The following is a 17,572-nucleotide window of genomic DNA, read 5'->3' on the forward strand; positions in this document are numbered from 1 at the left end:
AGCAGGGAAAAGGCGGCGTGGCAGCCGACATGATAAACGACCGCGATGACGCCCCGTCGGCTAGCGCATGCCGCGTGCGCCGCAAGCATCGCCGGCAGGCAGGCCGCCCAGGGGTTTTCCTCTCGCTGAATGCCGAATTCGCGAAAATCGGTGAAGCGCAAACGTACCACAAAGGGATAATCGACGTTCTTTATTTGGGGGATGATTAATTCATTCCCATAAATTGTTAAAAGTGAGTCGATTTTGTTCGTTGATCGATTAACGGCGAGTTGCATTTGATTCAAATTGATTCGAGAATCGCGGACACGACAAATAACGCATTCGCATGAACGCCATGCCCGCCGTCACGGGACATGGCCATGCTTCGGGGTGGCTGCAGGCATGCAGACGAGCGCCTTCACAACCGGCGCATGGGTTGCCGGCAGCCATTGGGCAACGGCGCGGCCATGCGCCTTGCGCCGGCGCGCGGGTCCGTTCACGCGTCACGAATGATTCGGCCAGCTCGCAATTTTCTTTGAAGTTTCCCCTAAAGTAATTGCCCGCGCCGCCGTTAATCCGTCGAAACGCACTCCGTCCAACGCACACTCATTCAGCATATCCATGTCCTTGCCCATCGTGATCGCCGATGACTCGCTGTTAGCCCGCAAGGTGCTCACGAAGGCGCTGCCCGAGGACTGGGACGTGGCGATTTCGTACGCGTCGAACGGACACGAAGCGCTTGCGCACTACCGCGCCGGTCGCGCGGCTGTGATGTTCCTCGACCTCACGATGCCCGACATGACGGGCTTCCAGGTCCTTGAGGCGTTGCAGCACGAAGACCTGAATACGTTCGTGATCGTCGTTTCTGCGGACGTCCAGCCTCGCGCCCGCGAGCGCGTGCACGCGCTGGGCGCTGCGGCGTTCGTCGCAAAGCCGGTAACCCAGGAGGCGCTGCTGCCCATCCTGAAGGAGTACGGGTTGTATGCCTGATCGAGTGTTCACGGAACTCCAGCGCGACGCGCTGCAGGAGATCGCCAATCTCGGCATGGGGCAGGCCGCGACGCGACTGTCGGGGCTGCTCAACGCCTTCATCGAGCTGTCGGTGCCGCGCGTGCGCGTGGTCGCCGTCTCGGAGGCCGCGGCGGCGCTGCGCGAGATGACCGGTATCGACGGCCCGGTTGCGGCCGTGCGCCAGGGCTTTCGCTCGGAGATCAAGGGCGAGGCGCTGGTGATCTGTCGCAGCGGGGAGATCGCCGAACTTGGCAGCCTGGTCGGCGGACCTTACGCGACGATCGGCGACGATGCCCTCACCGAGGAAGAGCTGATGTTCGACGTCGCCAACGCGCTCACAGGCGCGTGTGTGTCGTCGATGCTCGACCAGCTCGGGCGCATGCCCGTGTTTTCGCAGCCGGGCCTGCTCGGCGAGGCGATCATGCTCGACGAGGTGTTCCAGCCGGGCCTGCTCGCCTGGGACGTCGCGCTGCTCGTCGAAGTCAATTTCGCGCTGGAAGACCAGCGCTTTCGCGCCCACCTCGTCATGCTGATGGCCGAGGAGTCGATCCATGTCGTGAGCCGGGCCATCGACGCGTTGTTACATAGCCTATGAACGAGCCAGCCGGGTTGCCAACGCTAGCGGACCTCGTAGTCGAACGGGTGGGTTTCGGCATATTCGTGGTCGATCGCGACATGAACGTGCTGAGCTGGAACCGCTTCATGCAGGATCACAGCGGCGTGACCGCCGAGGACGTGATCGGCCGCTCCATCTTCGAACGCTTCCCCGACCTGCCGCGCGCGTGGCTCACGCGCAAGGTGGAAAGCGTGTTCCAGCTGGGCAGCTTCGCGTTCAGCTCATGGGAGCAGCGCCCGTATCTGTTCCAGTTCGACCATGACCGGCCGATCACGGGCGGCGTGGACTACATGCAGCAGGACTGCACCTTCATGCCGCTCATGCGCGGGCGCGACGTCGTTGCCGTGTGCGTGACCATTTCGGATGTCACGCACGTGAGCGTCATGCAGCGCGAGCGCGAGGACGCCGTGGCCAGGCTGCGCGAATACGCCGACCGCGACGGCCTCACCGGCATCGCGAACCGGCGCTTTTTCGAAACGCGCCTCGCCGACGAATTCCTGCGCTGGCAGCGCTATGGCGGCGAGCTGTCGATGCTGCTGTTCGACCTCGACCACTTCAAGCGCATCAACGACGAATTTGGCCACGTGGCCGGCGACACGGTGCTGCGCTCGATGGCGCAGCGCGTGTCGGGCGTGGTGCGCAAGCAGGACGTGTTTGGCCGCTTCGGCGGCGAGGAGTTCGCGCTGCTCCTGCCGTGCACGCCGCTCGACGACGCGCTCTACGTCGCGGAGAAGATCCGCCGCACGATCGGCGACGAGCCGATCGAGGTGCAGGGCGTGATCGTGCCGGTGACCGCCAGCGTTGGCGCCTCCACCGCGCGCGCGGGTGCGCCCGACTACGAAGGCATGATCAATGAGGCGGACGCCGCTCTGTACACAGCGAAGCGCCAGGGGCGCAACCGCTCGGTCGCGCTCGCCTGATACCTGCCGGGACGCAGACGGCCCCTGCTTCATCGATCTGCCTCATCGTACCCGTGCCCAGCGGCCACGCGCCTGTCCCGGCTGCGGTCCCTCTGCGCGGGGCGCCCTGCGCGGGCCGCCCTGCGCGGGCCGCCCCAAAGGTTGCTATACTTTTGGCCGTTTCCGGCCTTGCACGCCTCCTGGCGAGCAATTTCAGGGTCGGGTGCCTCGCGCGTGTCCGCGCGCGCGGGCGACCCGCGGCAATGCGGGCCCGAATAGAGTCGAACGCCCGTTGAGGGCGCCCCCAGCGGAGATCGTCTTGGCTGTTTCCAATCTCGTCGTGGACGATACACAACAAACCGACGCTGCCGCCGCTTCGTCGGGCAGCTCGTTTTATCTGGCGATGCGGATCCTGCCTCCTGCGCAGCGCGACGCCATGTATCAGGTCTACGCCTTCTGCCGCGCTGTCGACGACATCGCGGACAGCGACCTGCCGCGCGCCGAGCGTGAGGCAGGGCTCGACCAATGGCGCGCCGACATCGACGCGTGTTATGCCGGCACGCCGCGCGCCTCGCTCGCGGCGCTCACGCGCCACATCCATACGTTCGGGCTCCGGCGCGAAGATTTTCACGCGATGATCGACGGCATGGCCATGGACGCCGCCGAGGACATCTGCGCCCCCGACGAGGACACGCTCGACCTGTACTGCGATCGCGTGGCGAGTGCCGCAGGCCGGCTGTCGGTGAGGATTTTCGGGATGCAGGAGGAGCCGGGCCGGTTGCTGTCGCACCATCTGGGGCGCGCGCTGCAGCTCACCAACATCCTGCGCGACATTGACGAAGACGCGGACATCAACCGCTGCTATCTGCCGCGCGAGCTGCTCGCGCGCGAAGGGATCGCGGCGGGCAATCCGCACACGGTCGCCGCCGACCCGTCGCTCCCGCGTGTGTGCGAGACGCTCGTGCAGCGCGCCCGCGCACACTTCGCGCAGGCCGACGCGATCATGGACGCGGCGCCGCGCGCGCAGGTGAAAGCGCCGCGCATCATGTCGGGCGTCTACCGGGTGCTGCTCGAGCGCACCGTGGATCGCGGCTTCGACCTGCCGCGCACGAAAGTCAGCAAGCCGCGCGCACGGCTCATGTGGATCGTCGCGCGTTACGCGCTGTTCTGATGCCTCGGCTAGTCCACGTCATCGGCGCTGGGCTTGCGGGCCTCGCGACGGCCGTGCGGCTTCAGGGGCGCGGCGTGCAGGTGGCGCTCTACGAGGCCGCCGGCCAGGCAGGGGGACGCTGCCGCTCGTACTACGACCGCACGCTCTCGGCGACGCTCGATACGGGCAATCATCTGGTGCTGGCGGGACACGCGCGCACGCTCGAATACGTGCGCACGATCGGCGCCGGCGACGCGCTCTCCGGCCCCGCGGAGCCTGGCTTCGCGTTCATGGATCTCGCCGCGCGCTCGCGCTGGACGGTGCGCTTCTCGCGTTCGCGCATGCCGTTCTGGATCGGCGACTCGCGCTCGCGCGTGCCGGGTACGCGCGCCGCTGACTATCTGGGGCTGCTGCCGCTCCTGTTCGCCAAGCCGGGCCGCACGATGGCGCAGACCATGCGCTGCGAAGGCGTGCTGTGGGACCGGCTGCTGCACCCGTTCTTTCTCACGGCGCTCAATGTCGAGCCGCGCGTGGGCAGCGCGGAGCTGGCGGGCGCGATGCTGCGCGAGTCGCTCGCGGCGGGCGGCGATTCGTTCCGGCCGCTGGCGGCGCGCGCGGGCCTTTCCAGCGCGTTCGTCGATCCGGCCTTGCGCATGCTTCAGCACGGCGGCGCGGCGATTCGCCTCGACTCGCCGCTCAGGGAGATCGTGTACGACGACGCGGCGGGCCGCGTCGCCGCACTCGATTTTCCGGACGGGCGCATCACGCTCGCTCCCGGCGAGGCGGTGGTGCTGGCCGTGCCCGGTGCGGCCGCCGCGGCGCTCGTGCCGGCGCTGCAGGCGCCGCAGCGCCACAATGCGATCGTCACGGTGCACTACGCGGTGCCGGCGCCGTCAGGCCTCGTGACGCCGATGGCGCTCGTCAACGGCACGGCCCACTGGCTGTGCACGACCGAAGGGCGGCTCTCGGCGACGATCCACGACGCGCACGGCGTGCTCGACCTCGATCCCGAGGAGATCGCGCGCCGCGTATGGGCCGACGTAGCCGGGGCGGCCTCGCTGCCGCTCGAGCCGCTGCCCGCCTGGCGCGTGTGCGCCGATGCGCGCGCGACCTTCGCCGCGGTGCCCGACGAGGAATGGCGCCGCCCCGCGGCGCGCACGCGCTGGAACAATCTGATGCTTGCTGGCGACTGGACGGCTACCGGTCTGCCCGCGACGATCGAAGGAGCGATCCGCTCGGGCCGCAAGGCCGCCGAGCTGCTCCTGACCGAAAATTTGGAACGTAGATGAACGATTTATCCCAGGACACGCTCGGCGTCGCTACGCCGGCCGTGGCGATGCCCACTCCCACGTTTGCCGAAGAGACGGCCGCACCGCTCGCAACGCTCGACGCCGCCGTCGCGCGCGCGACCGATGCGATCCTCGCCGACCAGCGCGCCGATGGCCATTGGGTCTACGAACTCGAAGCGGACGCCACGATCCCGGCCGAATACGTGCTGCTCGTGCACTACCTGGGCGAAACCGCGAACCTCGAGCTCGAACAGAAGATTGCGCGCTACCTGCGCCGCATCCAGCTGCCTGACGGCGGCTGGCCGCTCTTCACCGACGGCGCGATGGACGTGAGCGCAAGCGTGAAGGCTTACTTCGCACTCAAGATGATCGGCGACGCCGAAGACGCCGGGCACATGGTGCGTGCGCGCGAGGCGATTCTCGCGGCGGGCGGCGCGGAGCAGGTCAACGTGTTCACGCGCATCCTGCTCGCGCTCTTTGGTGTGGTGACGTGGTATGCAGTCCCGATGATGCCCGTCGAGATCACGTTGCTGCCGAAGTGGTTCCCGTTCCATCTTTCGAAGGTGTCGTACTGGGCGCGCACGGTGATCGTGCCGCTGCTCGTGCTGGGCGCGAAGCGTCCGGTGGCGCGCAACCCGCGTGGCGTGCGCATCGACGAGCTGTTCCGCGGCGCGCCGGTGAGCGTGGGCCTGAACGCCCGCTCCCCGCATCAGAGCAAGGGCTGGTTCGGCTTCTTCCGCGCCGTGGACGGCGTGCTGCGCGTGACCGATCCGCTTTTTCCGACCTATCTGCGCCAGCGCGCGATCGACGCCGCAGTGGCGTTCGTCGACGAGCGCCTGAACGGCGAGGACGGCCTTGGCGCGATCTTCCCGGCCATGGCCAACGCCGTGATGATGTACGACGTGCTCGGCTATCCCGCCGATCATCCGCATCGCGCGATTGCGCGCCAGTCGCTCGAAAAGCTGGTGACGGTTCGTGCGGAGGAAGCGTACGTCCAGCCCTGCCTGTCGCCCGTGTGGGACACGTCGCTGGCGGCGCACGCCCTGCTGGAGACCGGTGACGCCCGCGCCGGGGAAGCCGCGCGCCGCGGCCTCGAATGGCTGCGTCCGCTGCAGATTCTCGACGTGCGCGGCGACTGGATCTCGCGCCGCGAGGCGGTTCGCCCCGGCGGCTGGGCGTTCCAGTACGCGAACCCGCACTACCCCGATGTCGACGACACGGCCGTGGTCGTGGCCGCGATGGACCGCGTGGACAAGCTCGACAACACGAAGGCCTACGACGCCCCGATCGAGCGCGCGCGCGAATGGGTGGTCGGCATGCAAAGCAGCAACGGCGGCTGGGGCGCGTTCGAGCCGGAGAACACGCAGTACTACCTGAACAACATCCCGTTCTCGGACCACGGCGCACTGCTCGATCCGCCGACCGCAGACGTCTCGGGCCGCTGCCTGTCGATGCTCGCGCAGCTCGGCGAACTGCCGGCCACGAGCGAGCATGCGCGCCGCGCGTACCACTACCTGCTCGAGGAGCAGGAAGCCGATGGCAGCTGGTACGGCCGCTGGGGCATGAACTACATCTACGGCACGTGGACGGCGCTGTGCGCGCTCAACGCGGCCGGTCTCGATCACGACGACCCGCGCATGAAGCGCGCGGTGCAATGGCTCGAGCAGATCCAGAACGACGATGGCGGCTGGGGCGAAGACGGCACGAGCTACAAGCTCGAATACCGCGGCTACGAGCGCGCCGCCAGCACCGCATCGCAAACGGCCTGGGCGCTGCTCGGCCTGATGGCCGCGGGCGCGGTCGATCATCCGGCGGTTGCACGCGGCATCGCGTATCTCCAGAAAACGCAGCAGGAACACGGCCTCTGGGACGAAACGCGCTTCACGGCCACGGGTTTTCCGCGCGTGTTCTATCTGCGTTACCACGGTTATCGCAAGTTCTTCCCGCTGTGGGCGCTTGCGCGCTACCGCAACCTCAAGCGCGCGGGCGTGACGCGCGTCACGGTCGGTCTGTGAGCGTGGCGGCTGGCGTCAAGGCGCGCGCCCTGCCCGTGATCGCAGTGACGGGCATGGCCTTCGAGGCGGGCATTGCCGCGGGCAAGGGCCAGGACGGCGTGCGCGCCGTCTACGCCGCGCGCGCCGACCTGCTGCAGAGCGCGCTCGCGGCGGCGCTCAAGGACGGCGCGGCGGGCATCGTGAGCTTCGGCACGGCGGGCGGTCTTGCGCCCGATCTCGAGCCGGGCACCCTGGTGATCGCACAAGCGATCGAAGGGCCGTTCGGGCGCGTCGAGGCCGACGCCGACTGGAGCGCGCGCATGGCCGACGCGCTGATGGCCTCGCCGCTCGCCGCGAAAACGCGGCGCGGCGTGGAGGCAGCCGTTGCCGCGCCGCTCACCGGCGCAGCGGACAAGGCAGCGTTGTTCAGCGCGTGCGGGGCGCTCGCCGTCGACATGGAATCGCATCTGGCCGCAGCTGCGGCGGCCGCGCACGGCGTGCCGTTCGCCGTGTGCCGCGCGATCGTCGACCCGGCGTGGCGCAGCCTGCCGAAAGCGGCCATGGCCGGCTTGCGCGACGACGGCACGACGGCGGTGCTCCCGGTCCTGCGCGAACTGGCGCGCGACCCGGCGCAACTGGGCGGCCTGCTGCGCGTGGCGGCGGACGCGAAGGCGGCGCGCCAGTCGCTAAGCGCCGCGCGGCAGGTGCTGACGGCCACCGGCGCCTTTTTCCCCAAATGACCTTGGCGGATTATTGAAATACCTAGGGTAAACCCCTATCTCTGATAACATCTCGGTGTTAACCCCAGGTTCGCTCTCGCGAGCTGGGGACAAATCACATCTCGGGGAGTTATCAGCCATGAATTTTCATACTCGCAAGTGGGTCAAGCCTGAAGACCTGAATCCGAACGGCACGCTGTTCGGCGGCAGCCTGCTGCGCTGGATCGACGAAGAAGCGGCGATCTACGCGATCTGCCAGCTCGACAACCAGCGCGTGGTGACCAAGTTCATGTCGGAGATCAACTTCGTGAGTTCGGCGCGTCAGGGCGACATCATCGAGCTCGGCATAAAGGCCACGGACTTCGGCCGGACGTCGATCACGCTGCGCGCCGAAGTGCGCAACAAGATCACGCGCAAGAGCATCCTGACGATCGAAAAGATGGTGTTCGTGAACCTGGGCGCCGACGGCGTGCCCGTCCCGCACGGCCGCGAACGCATCCGCTACGCCGACGAAGCCTACGAGCGCTATCGCCAGACCGTGCAGACGGCGGCGGACGCCACGGCGCTGGCGGCGGCGAACGAGGCTCAGCGCCAGGCCGGGAGCGAGGACGCTTCGGTGCATTGAGCGGCGAGAATGGAAGCATAAAAAACCCGGCAACCTGGAAAGGTTGCCGGGTTTTTTCGCGTTGATACGCGGCTCGCCCACAGACGGGCGAGCCGCGATATCGGGTTCAGGGCGCCGATGCCGGCTTCGCAGGCGCCGCCTTCACACCCGACGCCGCCGGTGCGGAAGCCGCTGGCGCCGGGACACCCGCCGTGCCGGCCGCCGCAGCCGCACCCGGGCCCGCGCCCGCCGCGGCCGCACCCGTGGCCGCCGCGCCGCTCGTGGCGGCAGCCCCGGCAGCCCCCGCCGCGCTCCCCTCGCCTGGATCCTCGTAATTCGGCAGACCATTGTTCGATGCGCCGGGGGCCGGTGCGCCCGCACCGCCCGATTCGCCCGGATCTTCGTAATTGGGTGCCCCGTTTTCGTTCGGGGTTGCCTCGCCGTCCGGCTCGCCGTAATTGGGCAGCGGCGCATTGTTGCCACGCGAGCCGCGAATCAGCGATTCGCGCTGCTGGCGGTAGGCGTCGCGCACGAACGAATACGGGTCGAGCGCGGCCTGCTTGAGCAGGTCGGTTGCGCCGAGCAGATCCGCGCGCGCGCTGATGAACTGCGCGAGATACATCGGGTTGCGCACCGCCGGCTCGAAATAGTTGATGACGTTGAACTTCACGTCCACGGCCATGCCGATGCCGTCGCGCACCGAGCTGGGTCCGAACAGCGGCAGCACGAGATACGGGCCGGCCGGCATGCCGTAGTGGCCCATCGTGAGGCCGAAGTCCTGATGATGCTTGGGCAGCCCCGCCGCCGTTGCGAAGTCGATCAGGCCGCCCAGACCGAAGGTCGTGTTCATCGCGATACGCATCAAATCCTGGACGGCGTCGGTGATCTTCAGTTGCAGCACGTTGTTCGCGAAGTTGTCGACGTCTCCGATGTTCGAGAAGAAGTTCGTGATCGCCTGACGCAGCGGCTGAGGCGTCACCTTTTGGTAGCCCTTGGCGACGGGCTGCGCGATGTAGGTGTCGAGTTTGTCGTTGAACGTGAAAATCGCGCGATTCGCGGGCTCGAACGGATCGCCCGGTTTGCGGTCGGGGCCCGTGGCGCAACCCGACGTCACGAGGAGCGCCAGGCTCGCCGCCGCCATGGTGAGCGCGGCTTGATTCTTCTTCATTGATCGATCCCCTGAATTTCCGATCTCGCGCGTTTTGCGCGCGGCTTGCCCATCAGCACCGGCTGGAACACCACGGCGCCGATGAGCGTACAGAACAAGGACAGCGCGAGCAGCTTGCCCATGCTCGACGTGCCCGGATGATGCGATAGCCACAGGCTCCCGAACGCCGTGGCCGTGGTCGCGGCGGAAAAAAGCACCGCGTGTGTGAGGCTCGAATGCAGCAGGCCGGTCTGCCCGGCACGCCAAGCCATCACGAAATAGATTTTGAACGCGACGCCGACGCCGAGCATCAGGGGAAGCGCGATGATGTTGGCGAAATTTAGCTGAATTCCAAAGACGACGCACAGTTCGAGCGTGACGAGCGCCGAAACCAGCAGAGGAATGAGCGTGCGCAGCACGTCGCCGAAATTGCGCAGCGTGATCCAGAGGAGGGCCGTGATGAGCAGCACGGACCATCCCGCTGCCTGGAGGAACGCGAGGATGATCACATTCGCCGAGTGCAGGATCGAAATCGGGCCGCCGATCGCGTTCGGCTCCGCCGCTTTCACCGCGTGCGCGAAGCGCGCGAGCATCACGTCATCGTTGGGATCGACGCCCGGCGGCACGCGCGGCGCGACGTCCACGATCGCCTGGCCGGTCGGCGCCACCCAGTCGCGCACCATCTCGGGCGGCAGGTTTTCACGCGTGATTTCCGAGGGCTGCAACAGGCGCGCGAGCTGCGCGAAGGCGAGCTTGAGCGTGAGGCTGAAGGCGGTTTCCGCGCGATCGCGCGTGGCCGGGCTGGCGTTCGCGAGTTTCGTGAGCGAGTCGGACAGATGCTTCGCCTCGGCCGCGCCCGGTCCCGGATGGTCGCTTGCGGCGAGCGAAAGCTGGTTGGCCGCGCGCTTGAGCGTCTGCACACGTACTTCGTCGGTCACGGGCGAGGACGGTTGCTGCGTGAGCGCGGGCAGAAGCTGCTGCGCGGCGCTCGAGATCAGCATGAGCTTTTGCTGCTGATCGTCGGGAATGAGCGAACTGAGCGTGGTGGCGCGCGCCACTTCCGGCAGCTTCGAGAGCCGCGCGGCGATCTTGTCGGCTTCTTCGAGCGACGGCGCGAGCACGCTCACGTCGTTGATCGAGATGACGGGCGAATTCTTGAGCGCGAGCAGCGTCGCCATCGACTCGGTATGCGGATCCTTGAGGTGCAGCGGATTGAAGTCGAAGCGCAGATGCAGCAACAAGGGTGTCGCGCCCACCACGATGATGAGCGTGGTGATCAGCACGGGCTTGCGATGCCCGGCGAGCCATCTGTCGACGGGCGCGAGGAACGCGAAGCCCGGCGAGGCGCGCTCGCCGCTGGGATTGAACACGCGGATGAGCGCCGGCAGCACCGTCATGTTGCAGACGTACGCCACGAACATGCCCACGCCCGCGATCTGCCCGAGTTCCGAGAGGCCCCTGTATGCGGTCGGCAGGAAGGAAAAGAAACTTTCGGCCACGGCGATGGCCGCAAGCGTGAGCGGCACGCCGATGGTGCGCGCGGTCTTGAGGAGCGCGGCGTCGAGCCGCTCGTCCTGATAGCGCTCCTCGCGATACTTCACGCCGAACTGCACGCCGAAATCGACTCCTAGCCCCACGAACAGCACCATGAAGGCGACCGAGAGCATGTTGAACGAGCCGATCATCATGAGGCCGAGCGCGGCCGTGATGACGAGACCGATCACGAGCGTGATGAGCGTCGCGCCGATCAGCTTGCCCGAGCGCAGCGCGAGCCACAGGATGGCGAGCACGACGACGAGCGTGATCGCGCCGTTGAGCGCGGCGCCGTCCTGCACCGAGGCGAACTCGTCGTCGGCGAGCGGCTGTTCGCCCGTAAGGCGCACGCGCGCGCCGAATTCGCTGTCGAGATGCAGCGAGGCGGCGGTCGCGCGGATCGCTTCAGACGCGTTCGCGCCCGCCTTGAGCGCGGCGAAGTTGAGCACCGGCTGCACGGTGACGAACGCGAACGCGGGCTTCGCGGCCGAGTCCTTGTCGACGAGCGCGCGCCACGAGAACGCCGCGGGCTTGCCGGCGAGTACCTCGTCGACGACGGTGGCGGCGCTGCCGAGCAGATTCGCCATTTGCGGCAGCTTGATCTGGCCGATCGTGAGCGGCAGCTGCAACGTGGTCGTGAGCGTGCCGGCCAGACCCGCGAGGCTCGGGTCCTTCGCGAGCTGGTTCACGAGCGGGCGCGCCTGCACGAGCTGGCCCGTGGTCGAGAGCACGGTGGCCGTGGACGGAAAGAGCAGGCCGTTGTGCTGGAAGAACGGGCCGCCCGCGGGCTGCGAGACGGCGCTGAATTCGCGCGAGTCGGCCTGGAGCGCTTGCGCGAGCTTGTCGGCGGCGGCGTCGGCGAGCTCGGGCGCGTCGGCCTCGACGACGACGAGCAGCGAGCTCGCGCGCTGCGGGAACGCCTTGTCCTTGGCGTCGCTCAACGCGGCCCATTCGGCCGTGTTCTCGACGAGACCGCTGACGTCGGTGTTGATCTTGAAATGCCTCGCAACGTACACGCCGGAGAGCACGGCAAGCACGACCGCAAGTGCGATCACCCACGCCGCGCGGCGCACCGACCAGGCGACGAGGCTAATGATGAATGGCTTCAGCATACAGGCGAGGGGGCCCTGTCAATTAGGTTCTTTGACGCGAAACGCACAAGTATACCGGCCCCGCCCGTCCCGGCGCGGGTCATGCACACCTGGCTCGAGGCGGCGCCCCGGCAGCGCATCTGCCAAGCCGTTATACTGGCTCAGCCGGCGGCGCGAAGGTTACGTGATTGCGCTTGCATTTAACCGCACGCACTGAGTCGCACTGTACCGGCGTCTGAATTTCACTGTTCCAGAAGAGCGTATGAAACGTTACCTGACCGCATTTTTCGTCGCCGCCTGTTTTACGGGCGTATCGGGCGCCGCGTTCGCGCAGACCACGCCGGACGCCGTCGTCAAGGCCGCCGTGGAAGGCACCGTGAAGGCGATGCAGGCCGACCCGCAGGCGCGCGGCGGCGACATGAACAAGATCACCCAGGTGGTCGAGACCCATTTCGTTCCCGCCACCGACTTCAAGCGCACCACGCGTATCGCCGTTGGCAAGCCCTGGGCGACGGCCACGCCCGAACAGCAGCAGAAGCTGTATGAGCAATTTCAACTCCTGCTCGTGAAGACGTACGCCTCGTCGCTCTCGCAATTGCGCGATACCCAGGTGACTTTCAAGTTCGCACCCTCGAACACGGGTGCCGGCGCGAAAGACACGGTGGTGCAGTCGCATGTGATCAGCAACGGCGGCGACGACGCCATCGACTACCGCCTCGCGCAAACGCCCAACGGGTGGAAGATCTACGACATCAACATGATGGGCGCCTGGCTGATCCAGGTCTACCAGACGCAATTCGCCGACCAGATCGCCAAGGGCGGCATCGACGGGCTCATCAAGTTCCTCGTCGACCACAACGCGCGCGGCTGAGCGCCGCACGTCGTTCGTCGATCGGTGGATGCACACGCATTGTGTGCCTGACGGGCGCTCCGGGTAATCCGGAGCGCCCGTTTCACTTTCTGCGGTGCTCCACCGCGAACTTGATCAACTCCGCCTGGCCTTCGATCTCCAGCTTGCGCTTGAGGTTGAGCCGGTGCGTTTCCACCGTGCGCACCGAAAGTCCCTCGCGCTGCGCGATCTGCTTGCTCGACAGTCCTTGTGCGAGCGCGTCGAGAATGTCCCGTTCGCGCGGCGTGAGACGCTCGACGGGCGTGCTGCGCGCCGACGCCTGGATCATGCGCGCACTCAACCCCGCGCTGAAATACGTGCGGCCGGCCAGCACCGCTTCGATCGCGCGGATGATTTCGGTGGCCGGCGAATCCTTGAGCACATAGCCGCTCGCGCCCGCGCGCACCGCCTCGGTCACGTATTCGACGTTGTCGTGCATCGACAGCATCAACACGCGGATGGCCGGAAAGCGCTCGTGGAAAATACCCGCGAGCGCGATGCCGTTCACGCCGGCCATGCCCACGTCCATCAGCACGAGATCGGGTTCGAGCGACGCTGCGAGCGCGATGGCCTCGTCGGCGTTGCCGGCTTCGCCTGCCACCTCGAAGCCCGGCACGGCTTCGAGCCGTGCGCGCAGGCCGTCGCGCACGAGCGGATGATCGTCCACCAGGACGAGGCGCGCGGGCCCCGCGCCTGGGCCGGTCGAATCGTTCACGTTTGCATTCGTCATCGTCATGTCGGCGTTCCTGGTACGGCGGCGGCGGCTTTGGATGCTGCGCTGGACGCAATAGGCACCCACGCAGTGACGAGCGTGTGGCCGGGCTGCGAGGCGATGTCGAGACGGCCGCCGAGCGACTCCAGGCGCTCGCGCATGTTGCGCAGGCCCAGACCCGCGCGCGGGTCGGCCAGCGCGTGTGCCACGTCGAAGCCGCGGCCGTTATCGGCAATGCCGAGTGTCACGCCGCTCGCGGCGACCTCGAGCGTGAGCGCGGCGCGCGCCGCTTGCGCATGCCGCACGATGTTGGTGAGCGCTTCCTGCGCGATGCGAAAGAGTACGGTGTTGACGGCGTCCGGCAGCGCGGGGACTTGCGCCTTTGCGCTCGCCGGCTTTGGCGCGGTTTGCGTGAAAGCGATCTCGATGCCCGTTTGCCCGGCCATCTCGCGCGTGAGCTGCTCCAGCGCGGCTGCAAGGCCCAGGTCGTCGAGCATCGAGGGGCGCAGTGCGTGCGAGATGCTGCGCACTTCGCGCAGCGTGTCGGAAAGACGTGAGAGGCCGGTGGCGAGCGACGCTTCGGCGGCAGGCACGCGCGTTTCGCCGCGCTCGAAGCGCGCCAGCGCCGACTCCAGCAGCAGCTTCACCGATACGAGCATCTGGCTGATGCCGTCGTGCAGTTCGCGCGAGAGCCGCGCCCGCTCCTGCTCCTGCGACTCGACCACCTGCTGCGCGAGGCGCTTGAGTTTGGCATCGGTGCTGCGGTGCTCACTCACGTTGAGCACGAGCGCGCCGAGCGCGATCACGAGCACGCCCGCGAGTGCGATCACGCCGAGCCACTGAATGGTGTGCTCGATATTCGCGGAGGCGCGCTCGTCGATGTGCGCGAGCGTCGAATCGACGTCGTCGAGATAGATGCCGGTGCCGATCATCCAGCCCCAGCGCGGCAGCGGCACGACGTAGCCGAGCTTGGGCGCGAGCTTGCCCGTGGACGGCCGGTGCCACATATAGCGCACGTAGCCGCCGCCGCGCCGGGCTGCGGCAATCAGTTGCTGGATCGTGAGCGCGCCGTGCGGGTCGCGCAGGTTCCAGAGATCCTGGCCGACGAGCGCGGGCTCGCGCGGATGCATGAGCGAGCGCCCGTGCATGTCGTAGACGAAGAAATAGCCGTCGGGGCCGAAGTCCATCTTCTGCAGCACGGCTAGTGCGGCCAGCTGGCGGTCGGCTTCGCTCCCGGGCGCGGGCAACGCGGCGCTCGCGTTGTCCTCGGGCGCGTAGAGCGGTGCGATGGCGCTCGTGGCCAGCTCCACGTAATGGCGCAGCTCGATCTCCTTGCTCGACAGATAGGCGCTCTGCATGGTCGCGTGCTGCGTTTGTGCGAGTTGCGTGGCCTGCTGGCGCACGCCGATCCCGATGCCGGCAATGGCGGCGAGGAACGGCACGACCGCAAGCAGGAAGATTTTCGTCTTCAGGCGGCGGTCTGCGAAGAAAAATGGGGCGGGCATGACGGTGTTCGGAAGCTGAGTCTGCAAGCATAACCGGGCGCGGGCGGCGCAGGCGCCAAAATCGTGCGCCGCGCGAGACGGTGCCCTTACGCGGCGCGTTGCCCGGCGGCTGCGAATATCGTTGCGTACGCAACGACACGTTGTCTTCTCTACGTAGTTATACGTAGTTCGCTTACGTAGTTGTCCGGTTGTGGCTGACGGTCCGAAAGCGAATACTACCGCCCACGACATGGCGCATTGCGTCATGCATGCGCCGCCATCGCCACGATGCTGGGGACGGTGCGCCAGGGTCCGGTTCCGATGCCGGCACAAAGCTAAAAACACAATGGAGACACCGCATGAGTCGGACATCCAGTTTTGTCGTCTGGACGCTGGTCGCGCTGCTTGGCGCGTTCGCGTTCGGCACCATCGCGCTCGCGCACGGCGAGCGCATCAGCGCACTGTGGATCGTGATCTGCGCCGTGTGCGTCTATCTGATCGCGTATCGCTTCTATAGCCGCTTCATCGCGGGCACGGTCCTGCAGCTGGACGGCCTGCGCATGACGCCGGCCGTGCGGCACAACGACGGGCTCGACTTCGTGCCCACCAACAAGTACGTGCTGTTCGGCCATCACTTCGCGGCGATCGCGGGCGCGGGTCCGCTCGTGGGCCCGGTGCTGGCCGCGCAGATGGGCTACATGCCCGGCATGCTGTGGATTCTCGCGGGCGTGGTGTTCGCGGGCGCCGTGCAGGACTTCGTCGTGCTGTTCCTCTCCACGCGCCGCGACGGCCGCTCGCTCGGCGACCTCGTGAAGATGGAACTCGGCCCGGTGCCCGGCGTGATCGCGCTGTTCGGCACCTTCCTCATCATGATCATCATCCTCGCGGTGCTCGCGCTGATCGTGGTGAAGGCGCTCACGAACTCGCCGTGGGGCACGTTCACGGTGGCCGCGACGATTCCCATCGCGATCTTCATGGGCCTCTACGTGCGCTACATCCGCCCGGGCAGGATCGGCGAGATCTCGATCATCGGCTTCGTCCTGCTGATGGCTTCCATCGCCTTCGGCCAGCACGTGCACGATTCGCCCACGCTTGCGGCCTGGTTCACGTTCACGGGCACGCAGCTCACCTGGATTCTGATCGGCTATGGCTTCGTCGCTTCGGTCCTGCCGGTGTGGCTGCTGCTCGCGCCGCGCGACTACCTCTCGACGTTCCTCAAGATCGGCACGATTCTCGCGCTCGCGATCGGCATTCTGATCGTTGCGCCGGAACTGAAGATGCCGGCCTTCACGAAGTTCATCGACGGCACGGGTCCGGTCTGGTCGGGCAACCTGTTCCCGTTCCTCTTCATCACGATCGCGTGCGGTTCGGTGTCGGGCTTCCATGCGCTGATCTCGTCGGGCACGACGCCCAAGCTGCTCGATAACGAAACCAACGCGCGCTTCATCGGTTACGGCGCGATGCTGATGGAGTCGTTCGTCGCGATCATGGCGCTCGTGGCGGCCTCGGTGATCGAGCCGGGCGTGTACTTCGCGATGAACGCACCGCTCGCCGTGCTCGGCACGACGCCGGATGCCGTCGCGGCAACGGTGGGCCACTGGGGTTTCGTGCTGACGCCGGACATGCTCACGCACACCGCGCAGGCCGTTGGCGAAACGACCATCGTCGCGCGCGCCGGCGGCGCACCGACGCTGGCCGTGGGCATGGCGCAGATCCTGCACCAGGTGGTGGGCGGCGAGGTGATGATGGCGTTCTGGTATCACTTCGCCATCCTCTTCGAGGCGCTCTTCATCCTGACCGCCGTCGACGCGGGCACGCGCGCGGGCCGCTTCATGCTGCAAGACCTGCTCGGCACGTTCCACCCGTCGCTCAAGCGCACGGAGTCGCTGCCGGCCAACCTGATCGCCACGGCCTTGTGCGTGGCCGCGTGGGGCTATTTCCTCTACCAGGGCGTGGTCGATCCGCTTGGCGGCATCAATACGCTGTGGCCGCTCTTCGGTATCTCGAACCAGATGCTCGCCGGTATCGCGCTCATGCTCGCCACGGTCGTTCTCTTCAAGATGAAGCGCGAGAAGTTCGCGTGGGTCACGGCGCTGCCCACGGTGTGGCTCCTCATCTGCACGCTCACGGCCGGCTGGCAGAAGATTTTCGACGGCAACCCGAAGGTGAGCTTCGTCGCGCACGCACAGAAGCTCTCGGCGGCGATCGCCGATGGCAAGATCGTCGCGCCCGCCAAGTCGCTCGAGCAGATGCAGCGCATGGTGTTCAACGACTACGTCGATGCCGCGCTCTCGGGCCTGTTCATCTTCGTGGTGGTGAGCATTGTGGTGTACGGCCTGATCGCGATTGCGCGTGCGCGCCGCATCGACCGTCCGACCGTGCAGGAAACGCCGTATCAGGCGATGCCGGCGGGCGGTGTGGCGGCCGTGACGCATCGCGTGCATTGAACCGGCGT

The 17,572-nt window shown here is 67.1% G+C and carries 15 protein-coding genes; 11 read left to right on the forward strand and 4 right to left on the reverse strand.

Features of this window, described 5'->3' with window-relative positions:
• Positions 1-17: 17 nt before the first annotated feature.
• The 9 genes from C7411_RS36955 to C7411_RS08445 all read left to right on the forward strand — a co-directional run bounded on the left by C7411_RS36955 (position 18) and on the right by C7411_RS08445 (position 8,282).
• On the forward strand, positions 18-209 hold the full coding sequence (locus C7411_RS36955) for a hypothetical protein (protein ID WP_133253625.1): 192 nt from the start codon (positions 18-20) through the stop codon (positions 207-209).
• A 391-nt stretch (positions 210-600) separates the two neighbouring features.
• Positions 601-969 carry a response regulator gene (locus C7411_RS08410; protein ID WP_042271973.1) on the forward strand — a complete coding sequence of 123 codons (369 nt, stop codon included), beginning with the start codon at positions 601-603 and terminating at the stop codon, positions 967-969.
• Positions 962-1,585, forward strand: a complete 624-nt coding sequence (locus C7411_RS08415) for a chemotaxis protein CheC (protein ID WP_110383369.1) — start codon at positions 962-964, stop codon at positions 1,583-1,585. The genes C7411_RS08410 and C7411_RS08415 overlap by 8 nt, the downstream gene beginning before the upstream one ends.
• Entirely contained in the window at positions 1,582-2,526 is a 945-nt protein-coding gene (locus tag C7411_RS08420) for a sensor domain-containing diguanylate cyclase (protein ID WP_110383370.1), read from the forward strand. Before C7411_RS08415 ends, C7411_RS08420 begins: the two co-directional genes overlap by 4 nt.
• Positions 2,527-2,824: 298 nt before the next feature.
• Positions 2,825-3,676, forward strand: a complete 852-nt coding sequence (hpnD, locus tag C7411_RS08425) for a presqualene diphosphate synthase HpnD (RefSeq protein ID WP_110383371.1) — start codon at positions 2,825-2,827, stop codon at positions 3,674-3,676.
• Positions 3,676-4,944 carry a hydroxysqualene dehydroxylase HpnE gene (gene hpnE / locus C7411_RS08430; RefSeq protein WP_110383372.1) on the forward strand — a complete coding sequence of 423 codons (1,269 nt, stop codon included), beginning with the start codon at positions 3,676-3,678 and terminating at the stop codon, positions 4,942-4,944. The genes hpnD and hpnE overlap by 1 nt, the downstream gene beginning before the upstream one ends.
• Positions 4,941-6,959, forward strand: a complete 2,019-nt coding sequence (gene shc / locus C7411_RS08435) for a squalene--hopene cyclase (protein ID WP_110383373.1) — start codon at positions 4,941-4,943, stop codon at positions 6,957-6,959. The genes hpnE and shc overlap by 4 nt, the downstream gene beginning before the upstream one ends.
• A gap of 53 nt (positions 6,960-7,012) precedes the next feature.
• The gene (locus tag C7411_RS08440; protein ID WP_165822774.1) at positions 7,013-7,678 is read left to right on the forward strand and encodes a phosphorylase; all 666 of its coding nucleotides are present in this window, start codon (positions 7,013-7,015) and stop codon (positions 7,676-7,678) included.
• 118 nt (positions 7,679-7,796) lie between these two features.
• On the forward strand, positions 7,797-8,282 hold the full coding sequence (locus C7411_RS08445) for an acyl-CoA thioesterase (RefSeq protein ID WP_110383374.1): 486 nt from the start codon (positions 7,797-7,799) through the stop codon (positions 8,280-8,282).
• Positions 8,283-8,388: 106 nt separating this feature from the next.
• Here the strand turns inward: C7411_RS08445 and C7411_RS08450 are convergent, their stop codons facing one another.
• Both C7411_RS08450 and hpnN read right to left on the reverse strand, forming a co-directional pair.
• Positions 8,389-9,429, reverse strand: coding sequence for an MlaA family lipoprotein (locus C7411_RS08450; protein ID WP_243413092.1), 1,041 nt, complete (start codon positions 9,427-9,429; stop codon positions 8,389-8,391).
• A complete protein-coding gene (hpnN, locus tag C7411_RS08455) occupies positions 9,426-12,053 on the reverse strand; it encodes a hopanoid transporter HpnN (protein WP_110383375.1) in 2,628 nt (875 codons plus the stop codon). Before hpnN ends, C7411_RS08450 begins: the two co-directional genes overlap by 4 nt.
• 241 nt (positions 12,054-12,294) lie before the next feature.
• Between hpnN and C7411_RS08460 the strand changes: the two genes are divergently transcribed.
• On the forward strand, positions 12,295-12,903 hold the full coding sequence (locus C7411_RS08460) for an MlaC/ttg2D family ABC transporter substrate-binding protein (RefSeq protein WP_042268551.1): 609 nt from the start codon (positions 12,295-12,297) through the stop codon (positions 12,901-12,903).
• Between the two features lie 82 nt (positions 12,904-12,985).
• Here C7411_RS08460 and C7411_RS08465 read toward each other — a convergent pair whose 3' ends face one another.
• Complete coding sequence (locus tag C7411_RS08465) at positions 12,986-13,651, reverse strand: response regulator (protein WP_110383618.1); 666 nt, start codon at positions 13,649-13,651, stop codon at positions 12,986-12,988.
• Between the two features lie 2 nt (positions 13,652-13,653).
• Positions 13,654-15,138 (reverse strand): cache domain-containing protein, encoded by a 1,485-nt coding sequence (locus tag C7411_RS08470; RefSeq protein WP_110383376.1) that lies wholly within the window; start codon positions 15,136-15,138, stop codon positions 13,654-13,656.
• 338 nt (positions 15,139-15,476) lie between these two features.
• Here C7411_RS08470 and C7411_RS08475 point away from each other — a divergent pair, with 338 nt between their 5' ends.
• The gene (locus C7411_RS08475) at positions 15,477-17,564 is read left to right on the forward strand and encodes a carbon starvation CstA family protein (protein WP_110383377.1); all 2,088 of its coding nucleotides are present in this window, start codon (positions 15,477-15,479) and stop codon (positions 17,562-17,564) included.
• Positions 17,565-17,572: the final 8 nt, after the last annotated feature.

Source organism: Paraburkholderia silvatlantica (assembly GCF_003096715.1).
Classification (GTDB): domain Bacteria; phylum Pseudomonadota; class Gammaproteobacteria; order Burkholderiales; family Burkholderiaceae; genus Paraburkholderia; species Paraburkholderia silvatlantica.

What these genes read in the sequence shown, in the direction of transcription:
- C7411_RS08410 (WP_042271973.1), top strand. Translation starts at nt 601, where the DNA reads ATGTCCTTGCCCATCGTGATCGCCGATGACTCGCTGTTAGCCCGCAAG.
- C7411_RS08415 (WP_110383369.1), top strand. Translation starts at nt 962, where the DNA reads ATGCCTGATCGAGTGTTCACGGAACTCCAGCGCGACGCGCTGCAGGAG.
- C7411_RS08420 (WP_110383370.1), top strand. Translation starts at nt 1,582, where the DNA reads ATGAACGAGCCAGCCGGGTTGCCAACGCTAGCGGACCTCGTAGTCGAA.
- hpnE (WP_110383372.1), top strand. Translation starts at nt 3,676, where the DNA reads ATGCCTCGGCTAGTCCACGTCATCGGCGCTGGGCTTGCGGGCCTCGCG.
- shc (WP_110383373.1), top strand. Translation starts at nt 4,941, where the DNA reads ATGAACGATTTATCCCAGGACACGCTCGGCGTCGCTACGCCGGCCGTG.
- C7411_RS08440 (WP_165822774.1), top strand. Translation starts at nt 7,013, where the DNA reads ATGGCCTTCGAGGCGGGCATTGCCGCGGGCAAGGGCCAGGACGGCGTG.
- C7411_RS08445 (WP_110383374.1), top strand. Translation starts at nt 7,797, where the DNA reads ATGAATTTTCATACTCGCAAGTGGGTCAAGCCTGAAGACCTGAATCCG.
- C7411_RS08450 (WP_243413092.1), bottom strand. Translation starts at nt 9,429, where the DNA reads ATGAAGAAGAATCAAGCCGCGCTCACCATGGCGGCGGCGAGCCTGGCG.
- hpnN (WP_110383375.1), bottom strand. Translation starts at nt 12,053, where the DNA reads ATGCTGAAGCCATTCATCATTAGCCTCGTCGCCTGGTCGGTGCGCCGC.
- C7411_RS08460 (WP_042268551.1), top strand. Translation starts at nt 12,295, where the DNA reads ATGAAACGTTACCTGACCGCATTTTTCGTCGCCGCCTGTTTTACGGGC.
- C7411_RS08465 (WP_110383618.1), bottom strand. Translation starts at nt 13,651, where the DNA reads ATGACGAATGCAAACGTGAACGATTCGACCGGCCCAGGCGCGGGGCCC.
- C7411_RS08470 (WP_110383376.1), bottom strand. Translation starts at nt 15,138, where the DNA reads ATGCCCGCCCCATTTTTCTTCGCAGACCGCCGCCTGAAGACGAAAATC.
- C7411_RS08475 (WP_110383377.1), top strand. Translation starts at nt 15,477, where the DNA reads ATGAGTCGGACATCCAGTTTTGTCGTCTGGACGCTGGTCGCGCTGCTT.